A 15,775-nucleotide genomic window follows, 5' to 3' on the forward strand; every position below is an offset into this window, starting at 1 on the left:
GATCAGAAGTTGTAACGCAGTCCCACCAAGGCTGAACCGATAAGCTGGCTGTTGAAGCCGTCCTGATCGAAGGCGTTGAGCGATGCTGCCGCCGTCCCCGTCAGGCTGCGCCAGAAGCGCCGCGAGTAAGAAGCCGAAAGTCCCGCCGACTGGACGTCGCCGGCGCCCGGCGAGCCATTGTCGAAATAGTTGAGATATCCGGCAAGGCTGATGTCCGAATCCGCATCGAGCTGGCGCCCGGCGGTCAGGAACAGATAATAGCTCTCGTCGGTGATGCCATTGAGATTGGCGATCGCCGAGCCGCGCGGCACCAGCAGGCGACGCCGATCATAACCGACCCCGACGCCATAGGTCCAGCGCCCGTACTGCGAGGTCATGATCGCCTGAATACCGCGGTTGCGATACTGGAAGGCGTTGGCGTTACCGAGCTGGTTGTTGAGGCAGCCGCCGCTCGCTTCGCCGAACACGCAGGTGTTGACGTCGCCGCTCAGCGGATTGCGCGTCGGGTCGAACTGCGTCGGCAGCGCCGACAGTCCGCTCGACATGCCGCGACCAAGGCTCGACAGCCCGTCATAGACGCCGACCTGGAACAGCGTTGCATGGTCGGGACGATAGGTGAAGCTGCCCGTGTAGATCGTGTCGCCATAGCGGCGCCCGACCTTCGCGGTCAGCGAGGTGCGGCGGCTCGGCTGCCACATCACGCCGGCGTCCCAGATCAGCCCGTCGGTGTCGAACGACAGCTGGCGCGGCTGCGACTTGTCGGTGACATAGCGGCCTGCCGCATCTCGTACCGGAACGCCATTGCCGTCGAGCACCGGATCGCGCTGACCGATCTCGATATCTTCATAGCCGACCCCGCCGAGCAGCGCGAGGGTCGGACCGATCGGCACCGTGACGTCAGCGCGGGCATATTTGCCCTCGAACCGCTGGTCGAGCTGGTTTGTGTCTTCGCGTTCATAGCCGCCCGAAACCTGCCAACCGAAGGGCAGGTCGCCGGGCCGCTGGCCAATGCTGGCCCAGGCGACATGGTTGGTCGAGCTCTCGAAGAGATTCTGCTGCCGCGCGCCCGGCGCGAGCACGGGCGCGGTGTCGACGTCGACCTTGGTATAGCCGAAGCGATACCCCGCGCCGACGTCGAACCCGCCAAGACGCTGCGTCAGCGTCGGCCCCGCGTAAACCGAATAGAGATTGGCGACATTGTTGCTGTTGCCGAGGAACAACCCGCTGTCGGCGCCCTGCCCGTCGGCGCGCGTGCGCGTCGCAAGCGCGCCTGCTTCGAGGTTCAGGCCGCGCGATACTTCCACCCGGCCGCGGGCAAGGCCGCTGACGATGTCGGCATCGTCGGTCCCCGACCAGCCGAAACGATGTTCATAGCGCAGCGTGCCGGCCAGTTCGGCGCGGCGCGTCACGATCGCGGCGTCGACCCCGGCAGCAACGGTTGTGTATGTCAGGACATCACCGCCATTCTTGAGATCGGCGGACAGAACCTGGCCAACCTCCAGATAGGGCGTCACGCTGACCTGACGCTTCTTCTGCTGGCTCTGGCCGCGCTTGGCCTGACGATCGGTGCCGCTTTCCGAAGCGGGCGCGCTGCCCGCAGCGGGCGCATCGCCCGACCCGGAACCGGGATCGCCAGAAAATTGTGCATGAGCGCTCGTCGCCGTTCCGGCGAGCAGCAGCGCAGCAAGCGCCGCCCCACGGCGCAGGCTGAAGTTGGTGCGCATCACGACGCGCCTCCTTGTCCATAATAGGTTCCGAAGCGGCGACCGCCGGGCGAGAATTTCACGCCGTTGAGCAGCAGCTGGATGTGCGGGCAGGCGCCCATGAGCCCGATCGCGTCGCGGAGCGCGCTTTCGAGCGTTTCGTCGGCGCGCACCACCATGATGAGCTGGCCGACATGCCCCGCGAGCACCGCCGCCGGCGAGGCAGCGAGAACGGGGGGCGAATCGAGAATGACGATGCGGCCCGGCGCACCCGCCTCGAGCTGCGCGAGCAGGGTTTCGGTGCGTGCCGAAGCGAGCAGTTCGGTATCGTGCATATGCTGCGTGCCTGCGGGCATCACCTTCAGTCCCGGAATGTCGGTCTGGATCAGGCAATCGCCGAGCGGCAGATGCGGATCGGCGAGCGCGTCCATCAAGCCGGGACCGTTTTCGAGCCCCAGCGCTTCGAGCACGCTCGGCTTGGCAATGTCGGCGTCGATCAGCAGCACGTCATGGTCGGTCTCGACCGCAAGGCTGAGCGCCAGATTGACCGCCGAGAAGGTCTTGCCCTCGCCCGGATTGGCCGATGCGATCAACACGCGGTGTCCGCGCGGCACGACCGGACGGTTCGAGGTGCCCGCAAAATTGCGAATGATCTCGCGCTTCACGATGCGATATTCTTCGGCGATGCCCGAAACGGGCGCACCGGGAACGACCATACCGCGCGCAGCGAGGCGTTCGCGATCGATCGTGCCCTGACGGCTCGGGACGACAGCAGGGGCGGCCTTGGCGATATCCTTGCGCGGCGAGGCCTTGGGCGCTGGTGCGGGTTCGACAGCGGGCGCTGCCTCGACCACGGGTTCGGGCGGCAGCACTTCGGCATGCGGCGTCTCGGCGGCGGGCGCGTCCTTCGCTTTGGCCTTTTTCGGCTTGGCTTCGGGCTCGGGCGGCAGTTTGGAGACGTCGATCGTCGCCGCATTCTTCGCGGGATCGAGGCCGAACATGTCGGCCGCGCGTTCGAGCAGCGAGGGCGGGCGCTTTACGGGGCGTTGGTCGTTCATGTCATCTTCCCCGTTCACGCGACCATGCCGCGCTGGACGAATTCGGCGATCAGCAGCAGCGCATAGAGCCCCACCAAAGCCGCCGCACCGCCGCCAAGCCAGACGAGGCGCTTGCGACGCTCGATATGACGGTCGGGCGTCACGACTTCGGTGATCGAGCCGATCACCGGCAGCCCGCTCGCACGTTCGAGCTTCGATGCGGTGGCATAGCTGGTGCGGACCTGGCTGAGACCGAACGCCGCGCCGATGCCGCCGCCGATCCCGGCGAGCAGGACGAGCGTCAGGAACAGCGGCCGGTTCGGCGCCGCCGGGCTCGTCGGCTTCGACGGGGGATCGAGCAATTCGATCTTGATCGCGTCGGTTTCGGTCTGCACCTCGCCGCGCAGACGCACCTGTTCGCGCTGCGCGAGCAGCTTGTCATACTGCGTCTTCAGCGCGGTATATTCGCCGTTGATCCGGTCATATTCGGCCGCGATGCCGGGGTTCTGGATCTGCTGCGACGTGATCTTCGCGATATCGCCCATCAACTGCGACTTGCGCGCCGACAGCGCGCTGACGGTCGCCTGACGTTCGGCGCGCATCGCGGCGAGCGAGGCATAGGCCGGGTTCTGCACACCGCCACCACCGCCGCCAGTGCCTTCGCGATCGGCGATCGCCTTCAGCGACGCGATCTGGCTCTTGAGCGCAATCACGTCGGGATGTGCGTCGGTCAGACCGCGCGCGCGCATCGACGACAGTTCATTCTGTGCCCCCGCCAGTTGCTGGCGCGCAACGCCGCCGCCGACACCGCCACCACCGCCCGCGACGGTCGCCGGGGTCGAGGAAAGCTGGCCGTTCGCCGCCGCAAGCTGCGCCTGCGCCGAAACAAGCTGCGAATCGATCTGGCTGAGCTCGGCGCGCGCTGCATCGACGCGCTGCGCCGGCGAGCCGCTGCCGCCCGGGATCAGGCCGATATTCTGGGCCTCGAACGCGCCGCGGCGTGCCTCGACTTCACGCAGCGCCTTTTCGCGGTCAGCGATCTGGGCTTCGAGAAACTTCAGACCTTCGCGCGCATTCATCCGGCCGCCGCGCAGCTGATCATCGCGGAACACGGTGATCAGGCTGTCGAGCACGCCCGAGGCAAGCTTGGCATTGTCGGCGTCCGACAGGCTGCCAACCCCGACCGCCGAGGTGATTTCAAAGATATTCTGCTGCTGCGGCACGACCTTGATGTTCTTTTGCAGCATCGCGACCGCGCTGGCTTTCTCGCGCTCGCCGGCGTCGGCGCCGATCAGCCCGGTGGTCAGCGCGACCTTTTCAAGGTTGCGCGCGCTGGTCAGCGTTTCGCGAATCTGGTCGATCTGCTGGCCGCCCGAATAGGAGCCGCCGCCCGCATCGTCGGGCAGTATCTGGTTGGCGTCGACAAGCAGGCGCGCGCGGCTGTCATAGCGGTTCGGGATCGACGCGACCGCCAGCCAGCCGAGGATGCAAATGCCCCAGGCGACCGCGAGCACCAGCCAGCGCCGCGACCAGACGCTGTGCACCGCCACCCGGAATTCGTCATAAAGGCCGTTCATCGTCTGCTTTCAATCCTTGGCAATGGGCATCCGCTCGCGTCCGAAACGCGTCAGAACATGCTTTCGGGGATGATGATGACGTCGCCCGGCTGAAGCCGCACGTTCGCCTTGATATCGCCGCGCTTGATGAGGTCGTTCAGCCGCAGGCCGAATTCCTGCTGCTTGCCCGTGCCCTTGTCGAAACGGACGAGGCGTGCCTTGTTGCCCGCCGCATATTCGCCAAGACCGCCGACGGCGATCATCGCGTCGAGGACGGTCATATTGGCGCGGAACGGGATCGATGCCGGCTTTTCGGTCGCGCCGACGACACGCACCTGCTGCGAGAAGGTGCTGTTGAAGCTGGTGACGATCACGCTGACGATCGGATCATTGATATATTGGCTGAGCTGCAGCTTGATGTCCTGCTGCAGCATCGTCGGCGTCTTGCCGACCGCGGGCATGTCGGTGATCAGCGGCGTCGTGATGCGGCCGTCGGGGCGCACCTGAACCTTGCCGCCAAGCTCGGGATTGCGCCACACGAAGATCTGGAGCTCGTCGAGCGGCCCGATGATATATTCCTCGCCCGGTCCTTCCTGGTTCTGGACAAAGTTCGCGCTCGGCAGCTGCGGCGCAGGGCCGCCGCCGGAACCGACACAGCCCGTCAGCGCGGTCGCGGCAATGCCCGAGATGAGCGCGGCCTTGGCGGTGCGAAGCGAGGGGAAGGACGTCATGTTCAAATCACCTTTCGAGCGGCCCGGTTGTTCGCGCGGTTCCGGAATCACCGCGCAGACAGCCTTTGGGTCAGGGTCAGCCATTGCTCGAAAAGGGTGAACATACCGTTAGTCTTGGGATAAGTTCGCACCGCGCTTGTCGAACCTTGTGCCGATCCGGCACAGAAATTAACCCTGATGGGCCGTCAGACGAGCATTTCCCGGGCCGGGCCCTGCCCGAGGAAGGCTGACGGACTCGCCGTCGCGCCATAGGCGCCCGCCTGAAAAATCGCAACAAGATCACCCACATCGGCACGCGGAAGTGCGACTTGATCGCCCAGCCGGTCGAGTGGGGTGCAAAGGCAGCCGACGACGGTGACGGTCTCCGCAGGCTCGGCGCCGAAGCGGCCGGCGATCGCAATCGGATAGTTGCGGCGGATCACGGTGCCGAAATTGCCGCTGGCGGCGAGCTGGTGGTGGAGGCCGCCGTCAGTGACGAGGAAGGTCTCGCCATGGCTGGTCTTGCGGTCGACGACGCGGCTCAGATAGACCCCGGCCTCGGCCACCAGCCAGCGGCCGAGTTCCATCGCAAAGCGGCTTTCGGCGAGGATCGGATCGCGCGCCGCGAGCGTTTCGCCCAATGCAGCCCCGACCGCCTTGGCATCGACCGCGGTGTCGCCAGGGAAATAGGGCACCCCCATCCCGCCGCCCAGATTGACGAGCGGCGGCGCGCTGCCGATCTCGTTCGCCAGCCGCGCCGCGAGCGCCACGGTCTGCGCCTGCGTTTCGGTAATCGCGGCGGCATCAAGTGCCTGCGATCCTGCAAAAATATGGAAGCCCTGCCAGTCGGCGCCCATCGCGAGCAAGCGGCGGACGAGCTCCGGAACCTCGCTGGCGTCGACCCCGAAGGGCTTGGCGCCGCCGCCCATCTTCATCCCCGATCCCTTGAGATCGAAGTCGGGATTCACCCGAACCGCAAGGCGCGGTGTGATCCCCGTCCGCGCCGCGATCGCGAGCGCGCGCGTCGCCTCGCCGGCGGATTCGAGATTGAGCGTTGCTCCGGCGCGGATTGCGGCTTCGAGCTCGCGGTCACGCTTGCCGGGACCGGCGAAGCTAATATGTTCGGCCGCCATCCCGCTCGCTAGCGCGGCCTTCAATTCGCCGCCCGAGGCGACGTCGAGCCCATCGACCTGCCCCGCCATATGGGCGAGCAGCGGCGCATAGGGGTTCGCCTTCATCGCATAATGAAGCTGGACCTCCGGGGGCATCGCGGCGCGCCATTCGGCGACGCGCGCGGTCAGCATCGCGCTGTCATAGACGAACAGCGGCGTGTCGCCCGCCGCCTCGACCAACGCATCGGCGCGCATGTCGCCGACCAGCAGCATGCGACTGTCGTCGGCGACGAAACCGGGCGGGACCGGACCGTGGGGCTTCATGCCGTCACCTTCCAATCCGCCGCGATCGCCACGCGGTCGAGCTTGCCATTGGGATTGCGCGGCAAGGCATCGCGCCACTCGATCGCCTGCGGCTGCATGAAATTGGGCAGATTCTGTTTGAGATACGCCGCGAGCCCGTCCTCGTCGCGCGCCCCCTTGCCGCGCACGATCAACACGATCGCCGCGCCGAGCCGCGGGTCGGGAACGCCGAAAGCGACCGCTTCGAAAACCAGCCCCGACGCGACCGCAACATCCTCGACCTCGGTCGGACTGACGCGGTTGCCTGCGGTCTTGATCATCGCATCGTCGCGCCCGACGAACGTGAGAAGCCCGTCCTTGTCGCGCCGCACCGTATCGCCCGACCAGACGGCGGTGCCGCCATAGCGCGAGGCGGCGGGTGCGGGTTTGAAACGCTGCGCCGTCCGCTCCGCATCGCGCCAATAGCCTTTGGCGACGAGCGGCCCGGCGTGGACGAGTTCGCCCGGCTCGTCGTCATCGGCGACGCTGCCGTCCGGACGGCAGACGAGAATTTCGGCGTGCGGGATTGCGCGGCCCATCGAGGTCGGATGGGCGGCGACGAGCCCGGGGTCGAGATACGTCGACCGGAAAGCCTCGGTCAGCCCGTACATCGGATAGATGTCGGCTTGCGGAAAGGTCGTCCGCATCGCATCGATCAGCGACGGCGTCAGTGCGCCGCCGCTGTTGGTCAGGCGCCGCAGCAGTGCCGCGGTTTCGGCAGGCCAGTCGCTCTCGACGAGTTGCACCCAGAGCGGGGGTACCCCGGCGAGCGTCGTGATGCCGTGCCGCGCGACCGCCTTCACGACGTCGCGCGCGGTCAGATAGTCAAGCGGCGCAACGGCGGCGCCCGCATGCCAGGTCGAGAGAAGCTGGTTTTGCCCATAATCGAAACTGAGCGGCAGAATGCCGAGCACGCAGTCGGCGGGAGCGAGCTTCAGATAGGAGGCGACACTTTCGGCGCCCAGCCACAGGTTCGCATGGCTGAGCATCACCCCCTTGGGGCGCCCGGTCGAACCGCTGGTGTAAAGGATCGCGGCGAGATCGTCGGGCTCGGCGATCGATAGCGGCAGGCCCTGCCCGCCAGAATCAATGACTTCCTCGGCGACTTTCAGATCCTGAAACACGCATTCGTCCGGCAGGCCGTCGCCGAGCGTGTCCGCGCGCGCCGCATTGGTGACGAGCAGCCTCGCCCCGCTGTCGGTCAGAATATGCCGTACCTGCGGGGCCTTCAGCAACGGATTGACCGGCACATGGATCAGCCCCGCGCGCGCCGCGGCGAGCGGCATCAGACAGGCGAAGCGCGTCTTTGCGCTCCAGCTCGCGACGCGTTCGCCCGGCCCGCCGGCCTGATCGAGCAGCCACGACGCAAGCCGCCCGACCCCGGCATCGAGGTCGGCATAGGTCGTGACCCGGTCGCCGATCAGCAGGGCAGCCGCATCCGCGGCGCCAAACTGGACGAGATGGTCGATCGGACGCGACGGCGGATTTTGTAGAGCGGTCATCGGCTGTTAGGAGAGTGGTGATAGAGCGCCACGCTATGCATGGGAACGGTGAAGATCACGCTAATGATGATGCGGCGAAGGCCGCAGGCTTTGCGTCGCCCTTCGACCGGGCCGAGTGGTTCGACCTGCTGGCGGCGCATGGCTTTGCCGGACGGGGCCGGGTCGATGCGCGGGGAACAGCCCACGAAACGGGCGCCCTCCTCCCGCTTCGTATCGAAACGCCCGACCATCTTGCGGGCCTGACGAACTGGTACAGCTTCGCCATCCGGCCGCTCTACACCGGGCCGAACCATGGCGCCGCGCTCACGGGCCTGTTCCGCAATCTCCGCAAGCAAGCCGCTCGGCTGACGCTCTACCCCGTTCGCGACGAGGAGCAGGAGGCCATTTCCGCCGCGCTCCGATCTGCCGGCTGGTGGGTCAAGGCGGCGCCCGCGGGCGATCGTCACTGGCTCGACCTTGCCGACATGGACCATGATGCCTGGTGGGCGAGCCGCCCCGGCGCGCTGCGCAATACGGTGCAGCGCAAGGCGAAGAAGGGCATTGTCGACATCCAGCTGCTGACCGAATTCGATCCGGGCAGCTGGGCCGCCTATGAACAGATTTATGCCGCGAGCTGGAAGCCCGAGGAAGGCCACCCCGCCCTGCTCCGCGCCCTTGCCGAGAGCGAAAGCGCGCGCGGCACCTTCCGCATGGGAATCGCGCGGATCGAGGGTGTTCCGGTCGCCGCGCAATTTTGGACCGTCGAAGACGGCACCGCCTTCATCCACAAGCTCGCGCATGTCGAGGACAGCCTGAAGGCCTCACCGGGCACGCTGCTATCGGCGGCGCTTTTTCGCCATGTCATCGAGATCGATCGTGTGAGCCGCATCGATTTCGGTACCGGCAACGACGCCTACAAGCTCGACTGGATGAACCGGCACGACCCGCTGTGGCGTATCGAGGCTTTCAATCCGTCGCGCGTCGCGGCATGGGGGCCGGCATTCAAGGCCTTTGCCCATTCCATGCTCAGGAAAGATCCATGACCGATATCGCCCCCAAGGCATCCGGCGTCGATGCCACCCTCCGCGCCCTGCTCGCCGACGTCCTTGGCCTTGGCGAAGAACGCGCGGCCGCGCTGACCGACGACAGCGGCCTGTTCGGAGAATTGCCCGAATTCGACTCGATGGCGGTCGCAACGGTGCTGACCGAGATGGAAGACCGTCTCGGCATCATCATCGACGATGACGAGATCGACGGCGAAATCTTTGAAACCTATGGCAACCTGCTCGCCTTTTCGCAGCGCAAAGTGACCGACTGATCCGGATCGATGCGCCCATGACCGAACATCGACTGCGCATCGACCCCGCGGGCATACCCCGCGCCACCATATTGATCGTCCCGCCGCTGTTCGATGAAGCGAACCGGCTGCGCCGCACGCTGGTTCTAGCGATGCGATCGCTTGCTACGGACGGATTTGCGGCGGTGCTGCCCGACCTGCCCGGCCAGAATGAAAGCCTTGTCGCGCTGGACACGGTCGATCTGGAGCGCTGGCAGAATGCGCTCGCGGAGGTGGCGGCAAGCCTCGACGGCCAGGTCGTCATCGCCTCGATCCGCGGCGGAGCGCTGATCGACCATCGCGCCAAGGCGGCCGCTTGGTGGCGTCTCGCGCCCGTCGGCGGCGCTTCCTTGCTCCGCACGATGATGCGCGCACGGGTGACCGCAGACCGCGAGGCCGGCATCGACGTCTCGCTCGACACGTTGCACGAAGCCGCCAGATTCGCGCCGCTGCTGCTCGCTGGCAATGCGCTCTCGCCGGCGATGGTGGCGCAGCTTGGCAGCGCCGAGGCGCAGCCCGTCGAGCCGCTGCGCAGCGCCGCGCTTGGTGCCGACGGCATCACAGGAACGCCGCTTTGGCTTCGCGCCGAGCCCGGCGAAGACGCCGCGATGGCGCGTGCGGTGGCCGCCGACATTATCGCATGGAGCCAGACATGCGGCATCAGCTGAGCTTTGCCTGCGAGGGCGCGGTGCTCGCCGCGAGCCTCGACGAAGCCGAGGGCACAACCGGCCTGCTGATCGTGTCGGGCGGCCACGAGGTTCGCAGCGGCGCGCATCGGGGCATGGCGATGCTGGCACAACGCGTCGCCGAGGCAGGCCATCCGGTGTTCCGTTTCGACCGGCGCGGGATCGGCGACAGCGATGGCCCCAATGGCAGCTACACGAGCAGCGGCCCCGACATCGCCGCCGCGATCGCCGCCTTCCGCAAGGCGGCACCGCAGGTCACGCGCATCATCGCCTTCGGCAATTGCGACGCGGCGAGCGCGCTGTTGTTGCACCAGCCGCTTGCGCTCGACGCCCTGATCATCGCCAATCCGTGGACCTATGAAGACAGCGAAGAGGAAGCCGGCGAACCCGCGCTGCCGCCCGCTTCGGCGATCCGCGCGCGCTATCTGTCGCGGTTGAAAGATCCAAAGAGCTTGCTGCGCCTGCTGAAGGGCGAGATAAACATCGGGAAAGTGTTTCGCGGCCTGTCGGCACTGAAGCAGACGCCACGTCCGCCCACACCAGACAGCCTCGCCGACCGGCTCGACAGCATCATCGCCGAGCTGGCCTGCCCCGCGACGATCCTGCTCGCGACCGGCGACCGCACCGCGCAAGCCTTTATGGACGCCCTCGCGCCATCGCTCGCCTATATCGAGGCGAATCCATCGACCGTCCGGATTGAAAAGCTCGCCAGCCCGTCGCACAGCTTCGCCGGCGGTGACGCGGACTGGCTCTATCAGCGTATCATTACGGCGCTTACCGCTTAAGCATCCACCATCGCGTGATATTCGGCTTCAGCGAGGAAGCGTTCGGCGTCGAGCGCGGCCATGCAACCCATGCCCGCTGCGGTCACTGCCTGGCGATACACCTTGTCGGTAACGTCGCCCGCGGCGAAAACGCCCGGGATTGAGGTCAGCGACGTGCCGGGCGTCACCTGCAGATAGCCGTCGTCATCGAGCGGCAGCTTGCCCTTGAACAGCTCGGTCGAGGGGCTGTGGCCGATCGCGACGAAGCCGCCGTCGGTCGGCTCGTGGCTCGCCGCGCCCGTGACGGTGTCGATCAGGTCCACGCCGACGAGCCCTGAAACGCCCTCGCCCGCGACGAAACGGTCGACGCGCTTGTTCCAGAGCACCTTGATCTTGGGATTCGCGTGCAGACGGTCCTGCAGGATCTTTTCGGCGCGAAGATGATCGCGGCGGTGGATCAATGTCACATCGTTGCTATGGTTGGTGAGGTAGAGCGCTTCCTCGACCGCGGTGTTGCCGCCGCCGATCACGACGACCTTCTTGCCGCGATAGAAGAAGCCGTCGCACGTGGCGCAGGCCGACACGCCCTTGCCGCCCAGTTCTTGCTCGCCCTCGACGCCCAGCCATTTCGCCTGTGCGCCGGTCGCGATCACCAGAGTTTCGGCCAGATAGATGTCGCCGCCGTCGCCGGTCAGCTTGAACGGCCGCTGCGAGACGTCGACGTCGACGATCGTGTCCCAGATCATGCTCGTACCGACATGCGTCGCCTGCGCGGTCATCTGTTCCATCAGCCACGGGCCCTGAACCACTTCGGCAAAGCCGGGGTAATTTTCGACGTCGGTGGTGATGGTGAGCTGGCCTCCGGGCTGGAGCCCCTGCACGACGATCGGCTTCATCCCCGCGCGCGCCGCGTAAATGGCGGCCGACAGGCCGGCGGGACCGGAGCCGAGGATGAGCATCTTGGTATGGTGCGTGGCGGGCATGAGCGTCTTTCTGATCCTGTGCTGGATCGCACAGATGGGTGTTGCCAACCGCGCTAGCAAGGCTCACCTTCCGCGCCAAGGGGAGTCGGACATATGGCGAGCTGGTGGGAACGGCATGGAGTGCCACGGCTGATCAAATGCGCCTGCTCGCAGGGGCAGATCATGAAGGCACGCAGCAAGGTCGTACCGCACGCCGCGGGCGATGTTCTGGAGCTTGGCTGCGGCGGCGGCATCAACATGGAATTCTATGATCCCGCACGGATCAAGAGCTTCACGGGGCTCGACCCCTCACCCGAACTGCTCGCGATGAGCCGCGCGGCGACCGCCGAACGCGGGATGGAGGCCGATATCCAGGGCGGCGTCGGCGAGGCGATGCCGTTCGAGAGCGGGCGCTTCGACACCGTGGTGACGACTTTCACCCTCTGCTCGGTCGCGGATCAGGCTGCGGTGCTGGGCGAAATCCGCCGTGTGCTGAAGCCCGGCGGGACGGCCTTGTTCCTCGAACATGGCGGCGCGCCCGACGCGGGCGTCGCGAAATGGCAGCGGCGGATCGAGCCGCTGTGGAAGCGTATCGGCGGCAATTGCCACCTCACGCGCCCAATCGGCGAGGCCTATGAGCGCGCCGGCTTTGCGGTGGAGCGGCAGGGCGCGATGTATATGCCCAAGACCCCGCGGCCATTCGGCTGGGTCGAATATGGAGCTGCGCGCGCCACGGCCTGAAGGGAGGATAGCGGGATGGTTCGTATCTGGCTTGTCATACTCTCCGCGATTTTCCTTTTCACGCCGACGGGCGCCGAAGCGCGGAAGGTCGCGCTGATCATCGGCAACAGCGACTATGCGAACACCAGCCGCCTGACCAACCCCGCGAACGACATCAAGCTGGTCGCGGCGGCGGCGCGGCAAGCGGGGTTCGACGATGTCACCGTCGCCGCCGACCTCGCGGTCAACGAGTTCCAGAAGGCGCTGCGCGACTTTCGCGACAAGGCGGAGGGCGCCGAGGTCGCGATGGTCTATTATGCCGGGCACGGGATCGAGGCGCAGGGCAAGAATTGGCTGATCCCGACCGACGCGCAGCTCAAATCCGATCTCGACCTGCCCTATGAGGCTATCAACCTCGACCGGATGATGGAAGCGGTGTCGGGCGCGCAAGTCCGCATGGTGATCCTCGATTCGTGCCGCAACAATCCGTTCGGCCGCACATGGAAGTCGGGAACGCGCGCGGTGGTGAACGGGCTGGCGGGGGTCGAGGCCGACGATGTGCTCGTCATCTATGCCGCGGGTCCGGGGCAGACCGCCGCCGACGGCATCGGGGCTAACTCGCCCTTCGCAACCTCGCTCGCAAAGCGCCTCCCGCAACCCGACCTGCCGGTGCAATTGCTGGGCGGTGCGATCCGTGACGATGTCCTGACGGCGACGGCGGGGCAGCAACGGCCATTCGTCAGCGCCAGCATCACCGGCACGCCCGTTTATCTGGTCCCGCGACCGGGCGCGACCAACCGGCCGGCGATGGAAGAGTTGCTGTGGAAAGGCGCGGTGGCCGACAACAGCATCGACGCGTTCAAATCCTATCTCGCCGAATTTCCGACGGGCCGATACGCGGTGCAAGCCAGCGATAGCGTCGCACGGCTGACCAAAGACCCGAAGGCGGCGCCTTCACCCGTATTGGCCGCCGCCATCGCAAGACCGGCCGGCCCCAGATATATCCTTTCGAACGTCCGCGTCGATTGCGTGAAGCTGACCGGACGGCTGGGGCTCGGCCTGCCCGACCAGCTTTTCCTGCGCTTCAACACCGGTGAGCGCTTCCCCGAAGGCAAGAGCGAGATCTTCTCGATCAAGAAGGGCGAAAGCTGGGTCGTCGACCGAACTTTCTCCTTCGACCAGCCCGTGAGCTTCCAGCTTCGCGAATTCGACGACATCGGCGGCAGCGACCATATCGGCACCGTAGACCTCGGCAGCGAGCCGGGAACTTTCACCAAGACGCTCAATGGAGACGCGAGCGATTATCGGGTGACGTACACGCTGACGGTGGGGTGACGGTTTTCGACCGATTGCGGACGTTCACCGATTAGCTATATTTCCTGAATGAAGCGCGCCGCCCTATTTCTTATCGTTGGGATTGCCGCCCCGCTGCTCGTCTCCTGCTCACCTCCCCCTATTGAGATAGTGATACGCAAAGAGGGCGGCGGGACGCGGGCTGATCTGACTCAAGACTGGGGAGTATTTTTTTCCAATAGGAAGCCGCCCTGCGTGGAATCTGCGGCCCTTTATCGTGACGGAGACGCTTCCGAGAAGGCAGTGTGGGAAGTCAGGGTCGAGAAATCCGTTTGGTGCAGAGATTTGGGAACTGTGGTGGTGGGCCAAACTCCGCGCGGCTTCGACGAAGTGACCGCGCTGCCTCCCGGTTCCGCTGGCGAGTACATACTGGTAATCCGTGGCGAGAAAATCGGAGAAGCCGCGCTTAGTCTGGATTAGAGCTGCAGGTCAGCTTCCCGCCCCGTTCTCGCCGTTCGCCCCGATCTGGATGCAATGACGGGTATCGACCGATTGCGGACGTTCCAAAATGCATTAGACAACGCGTATGCACAAATTCGTCCTGATCGGCGCGCTTCTGTCTTCTTCGTGCAGCCCAACGCCGAGCAAAAATCTCGACTGCCTAAAACTTGCCGCCCCTCAGGCTGTCATCGACCGCTGCTTGGGGGGCGATATTAATGGCACTTATATTGGGGATGAGAAGTGCTATCCATTTTCTGCGGATCGCCAATATGCGGGCATTTTAGTTACGGGCTTTGAATGGTCCATTTTCTATCCTGGTGCACGATCGTACGAAGAAACTCAGACGCTAGAGCCGATGTATTGGCTTGAGGACCGCCCAAGCGCCTTTGCTGCGGAAGAAATCAACAGAGCGAAATGCACGAGTGACTGCGCATACGAGGTGAGCTTTGTAGGTCGAGAATCAACCTGCCGGGCCGGTTTCGGACATCTGGGTCAGTATCCGAAAATGATCATCGCGATCCGCGAAGGGCAGATGAAGCAAATCGATCTACATTAAGACTGGTGTCTGCTTCCCACCCCTAAGCAGACGTCAAAAAAGGCCTTTCCTACAATATCCGGCTATGCCAGCGTCGATCCCGGCTCTTTCCCTCGGTTGATAAAAGCGGTTGTCGCCGGGTTTGCGAGAGCTGCCACGGTCAGAATCTTGATGTGTCCGGCCCGCGGCAAAAGCTGATCGGGCGACCGCACAGGGCTGAACTTTCCTGAACTTTGGAATAAGGAAACGCCCGCTCGCGATCCCAAGCCGGAAAGATGGCTATCTCCGCTATTCCTTCTCCCCAACCTCTCTCAGCCCATGCCCCACACTAACCCGTTCGTCGAAGACGAAGCAGCTGCCGTGCCAGCGGGTGTCGGCCTCGGGCACCTGTTCCAGATAGGCGAGGATGCCGCCTTTCAGATGAACGACGTCCTCGACGCCTTCGCTGCGCAGGAAAGCCGTCGATTTCTCACAGCGGATGCCGCCGGTGCAGAACATCGCGATGCGCTTGCCCGCGAACTCGGCGGCATGATCGCGCCACCAACCGGGAAAGTCGCCGAAGCTTTTGGTGTGTGGGTTGAGCGCGCCGGCGAAGCTGCCATAGCCGACCTCGAAATCGTTGCGCGTGTCGATCACCACCGTATCCGGATCGTCGACGAGCGCATTCCAGTCGGCGGGGTCAATATAAGGCGCCGCGTTGCGTGCGGGGTCGAGCCCCGGCACCTTCATCGTCACAATTTCCTTCTTCAGCCGCACTTTCAACCGCTGGAACGGCATGTCAGCGGCGGTCGAATATTTGACGTCGAGGTCGGCGCAATCGGGAAGCGCGCGGATATGCGCCAAGACTGCGGCGATACCATCCGCCGGGCCCGCGATCGTCCCGTTGACCCCTTCGCGCGCGAGGAGCAGCGTGCCCTTCACGCCCCGCTCCGCGCAAAGGTCGAGCAAGGGCTGTCGCAGCACGACGGGATCGTCGAACGGCGCAAAGCGATAGAGGGCGGCAACGGTGAAGGTCATCGCGGCGCCATGTAGGCGCG

The 15,775-nt window shown here is 65.3% G+C and carries 15 protein-coding genes; 7 read left to right on the top strand and 8 right to left on the bottom strand.

Annotation, left to right across the window (positions count from 1 at the left end; all coding sequences use genetic code 11):
- Positions 1–2: 2 nt before the first annotated feature.
- The 6 genes from ACQY80_RS02740 to ACQY80_RS02765 form a co-directional block, all read right to left on the bottom strand.
- Positions 3–1,724 (bottom strand): hypothetical protein, encoded by a 1,722-nt coding sequence (locus ACQY80_RS02740; protein WP_428685724.1) that lies wholly within the window; start codon positions 1,722–1,724, stop codon positions 3–5.
- Complete coding sequence (locus ACQY80_RS02745) at positions 1,724–2,761, bottom strand: AAA family ATPase (protein ID WP_428683409.1); 1,038 nt, start codon at positions 2,759–2,761, stop codon at positions 1,724–1,726. Before ACQY80_RS02745 ends, ACQY80_RS02740 begins: the two co-directional genes overlap by 1 nt.
- Positions 2,762–2,775: 14 nt before the next feature.
- Positions 2,776–4,317, bottom strand: coding sequence for an XrtA system polysaccharide chain length determinant (locus ACQY80_RS02750; protein ID WP_428683411.1), 1,542 nt, complete (start codon positions 4,315–4,317; stop codon positions 2,776–2,778).
- A gap of 50 nt (positions 4,318–4,367) precedes the next feature.
- Complete coding sequence (locus ACQY80_RS02755) at positions 4,368–5,027, bottom strand: XrtA/PEP-CTERM system exopolysaccharide export protein (protein ID WP_428683413.1); 660 nt, start codon at positions 5,025–5,027, stop codon at positions 4,368–4,370.
- Positions 5,028–5,212: 185 nt separating this feature from the next.
- Positions 5,213–6,442 (bottom strand): pyridoxal-dependent decarboxylase, exosortase A system-associated, encoded by a 1,230-nt coding sequence (locus tag ACQY80_RS02760; RefSeq protein WP_428683415.1) that lies wholly within the window; start codon positions 6,440–6,442, stop codon positions 5,213–5,215.
- Positions 6,439–7,962, bottom strand: a complete 1,524-nt coding sequence (locus ACQY80_RS02765; RefSeq protein WP_428683417.1) for an acyl-CoA ligase (AMP-forming), exosortase A system-associated — start codon at positions 7,960–7,962, stop codon at positions 6,439–6,441. Before ACQY80_RS02765 ends, ACQY80_RS02760 begins: the two co-directional genes overlap by 4 nt.
- A 35-nt stretch (positions 7,963–7,997) precedes the next feature.
- Between ACQY80_RS02765 and ACQY80_RS02770 the strand changes: the two genes are divergently transcribed.
- The 4 genes from ACQY80_RS02770 to ACQY80_RS02785 are packed head-to-tail and all read left to right on the top strand — an operon-like array spanning position 7,998 to position 10,748.
- Positions 7,998–8,984 carry a GNAT family N-acetyltransferase gene (locus tag ACQY80_RS02770; protein WP_428683419.1) on the top strand — a complete coding sequence of 329 codons (987 nt, stop codon included), beginning with the start codon at positions 7,998–8,000 and terminating at the stop codon, positions 8,982–8,984.
- A complete protein-coding gene (locus ACQY80_RS02775; RefSeq protein WP_428683421.1) occupies positions 8,981–9,259 on the top strand; it encodes a phosphopantetheine-binding protein in 279 nt (92 codons plus the stop codon). The genes ACQY80_RS02770 and ACQY80_RS02775 overlap by 4 nt, the downstream gene beginning before the upstream one ends.
- A 17-nt stretch (positions 9,260–9,276) precedes the next feature.
- Positions 9,277–9,945, top strand: a complete 669-nt coding sequence (locus ACQY80_RS02780; RefSeq protein ID WP_428683423.1) for a hypothetical protein — start codon at positions 9,277–9,279, stop codon at positions 9,943–9,945.
- Positions 9,930–10,748: a hydrolase 1, exosortase A system-associated gene (locus ACQY80_RS02785; RefSeq protein WP_428683425.1), complete on the top strand. Its 819-nt coding sequence runs from the start codon at positions 9,930–9,932 to the stop codon at positions 10,746–10,748. Before ACQY80_RS02780 ends, ACQY80_RS02785 begins: the two co-directional genes overlap by 16 nt.
- On the opposite strand, the gene trxB is transcribed toward ACQY80_RS02785, so the two are convergent.
- The gene (gene trxB, locus ACQY80_RS02790) at positions 10,745–11,710 is read right to left on the bottom strand and encodes a thioredoxin-disulfide reductase (protein ID WP_428683427.1); all 966 of its coding nucleotides are present in this window, start codon (positions 11,708–11,710) and stop codon (positions 10,745–10,747) included. The two genes, ACQY80_RS02785 and trxB, sit on opposite strands and share 4 nt — an antisense overlap.
- A 93-nt stretch (positions 11,711–11,803) precedes the next feature.
- Between trxB and ACQY80_RS02795 the strand changes: the two genes are divergently transcribed.
- The 3 genes from ACQY80_RS02795 (at position 11,804) to ACQY80_RS02805 (ending at position 14,759) form a co-directional block, all read left to right on the top strand.
- Positions 11,804–12,430: a class I SAM-dependent methyltransferase gene (locus ACQY80_RS02795; RefSeq protein ID WP_428683429.1), complete on the top strand. Its 627-nt coding sequence runs from the start codon at positions 11,804–11,806 to the stop codon at positions 12,428–12,430.
- Between the two features lie 15 nt (positions 12,431–12,445).
- Positions 12,446–13,744: a caspase family protein gene (locus ACQY80_RS02800; RefSeq protein ID WP_428683431.1), complete on the top strand. Its 1,299-nt coding sequence runs from the start codon at positions 12,446–12,448 to the stop codon at positions 13,742–13,744.
- Between the two features lie 544 nt (positions 13,745–14,288).
- The gene (locus ACQY80_RS02805) at positions 14,289–14,759 is read left to right on the top strand and encodes a hypothetical protein (RefSeq protein ID WP_428683433.1); all 471 of its coding nucleotides are present in this window, start codon (positions 14,289–14,291) and stop codon (positions 14,757–14,759) included.
- Positions 14,760–15,026: 267 nt separating this feature from the next.
- On the opposite strand, the gene ACQY80_RS02810 is transcribed toward ACQY80_RS02805, so the two are convergent.
- Positions 15,027–15,755 carry a rhodanese-related sulfurtransferase gene (locus ACQY80_RS02810; protein WP_428683435.1) on the bottom strand — a complete coding sequence of 243 codons (729 nt, stop codon included), beginning with the start codon at positions 15,753–15,755 and terminating at the stop codon, positions 15,027–15,029.
- Between the last annotated feature and the right edge of the window lie 20 nt (positions 15,756–15,775).

It is taken from the genome of Sphingopyxis sp., assembly GCF_965279755.1.
Lineage (GTDB): Bacteria > Pseudomonadota > Alphaproteobacteria > Sphingomonadales > Sphingomonadaceae > Sphingopyxis.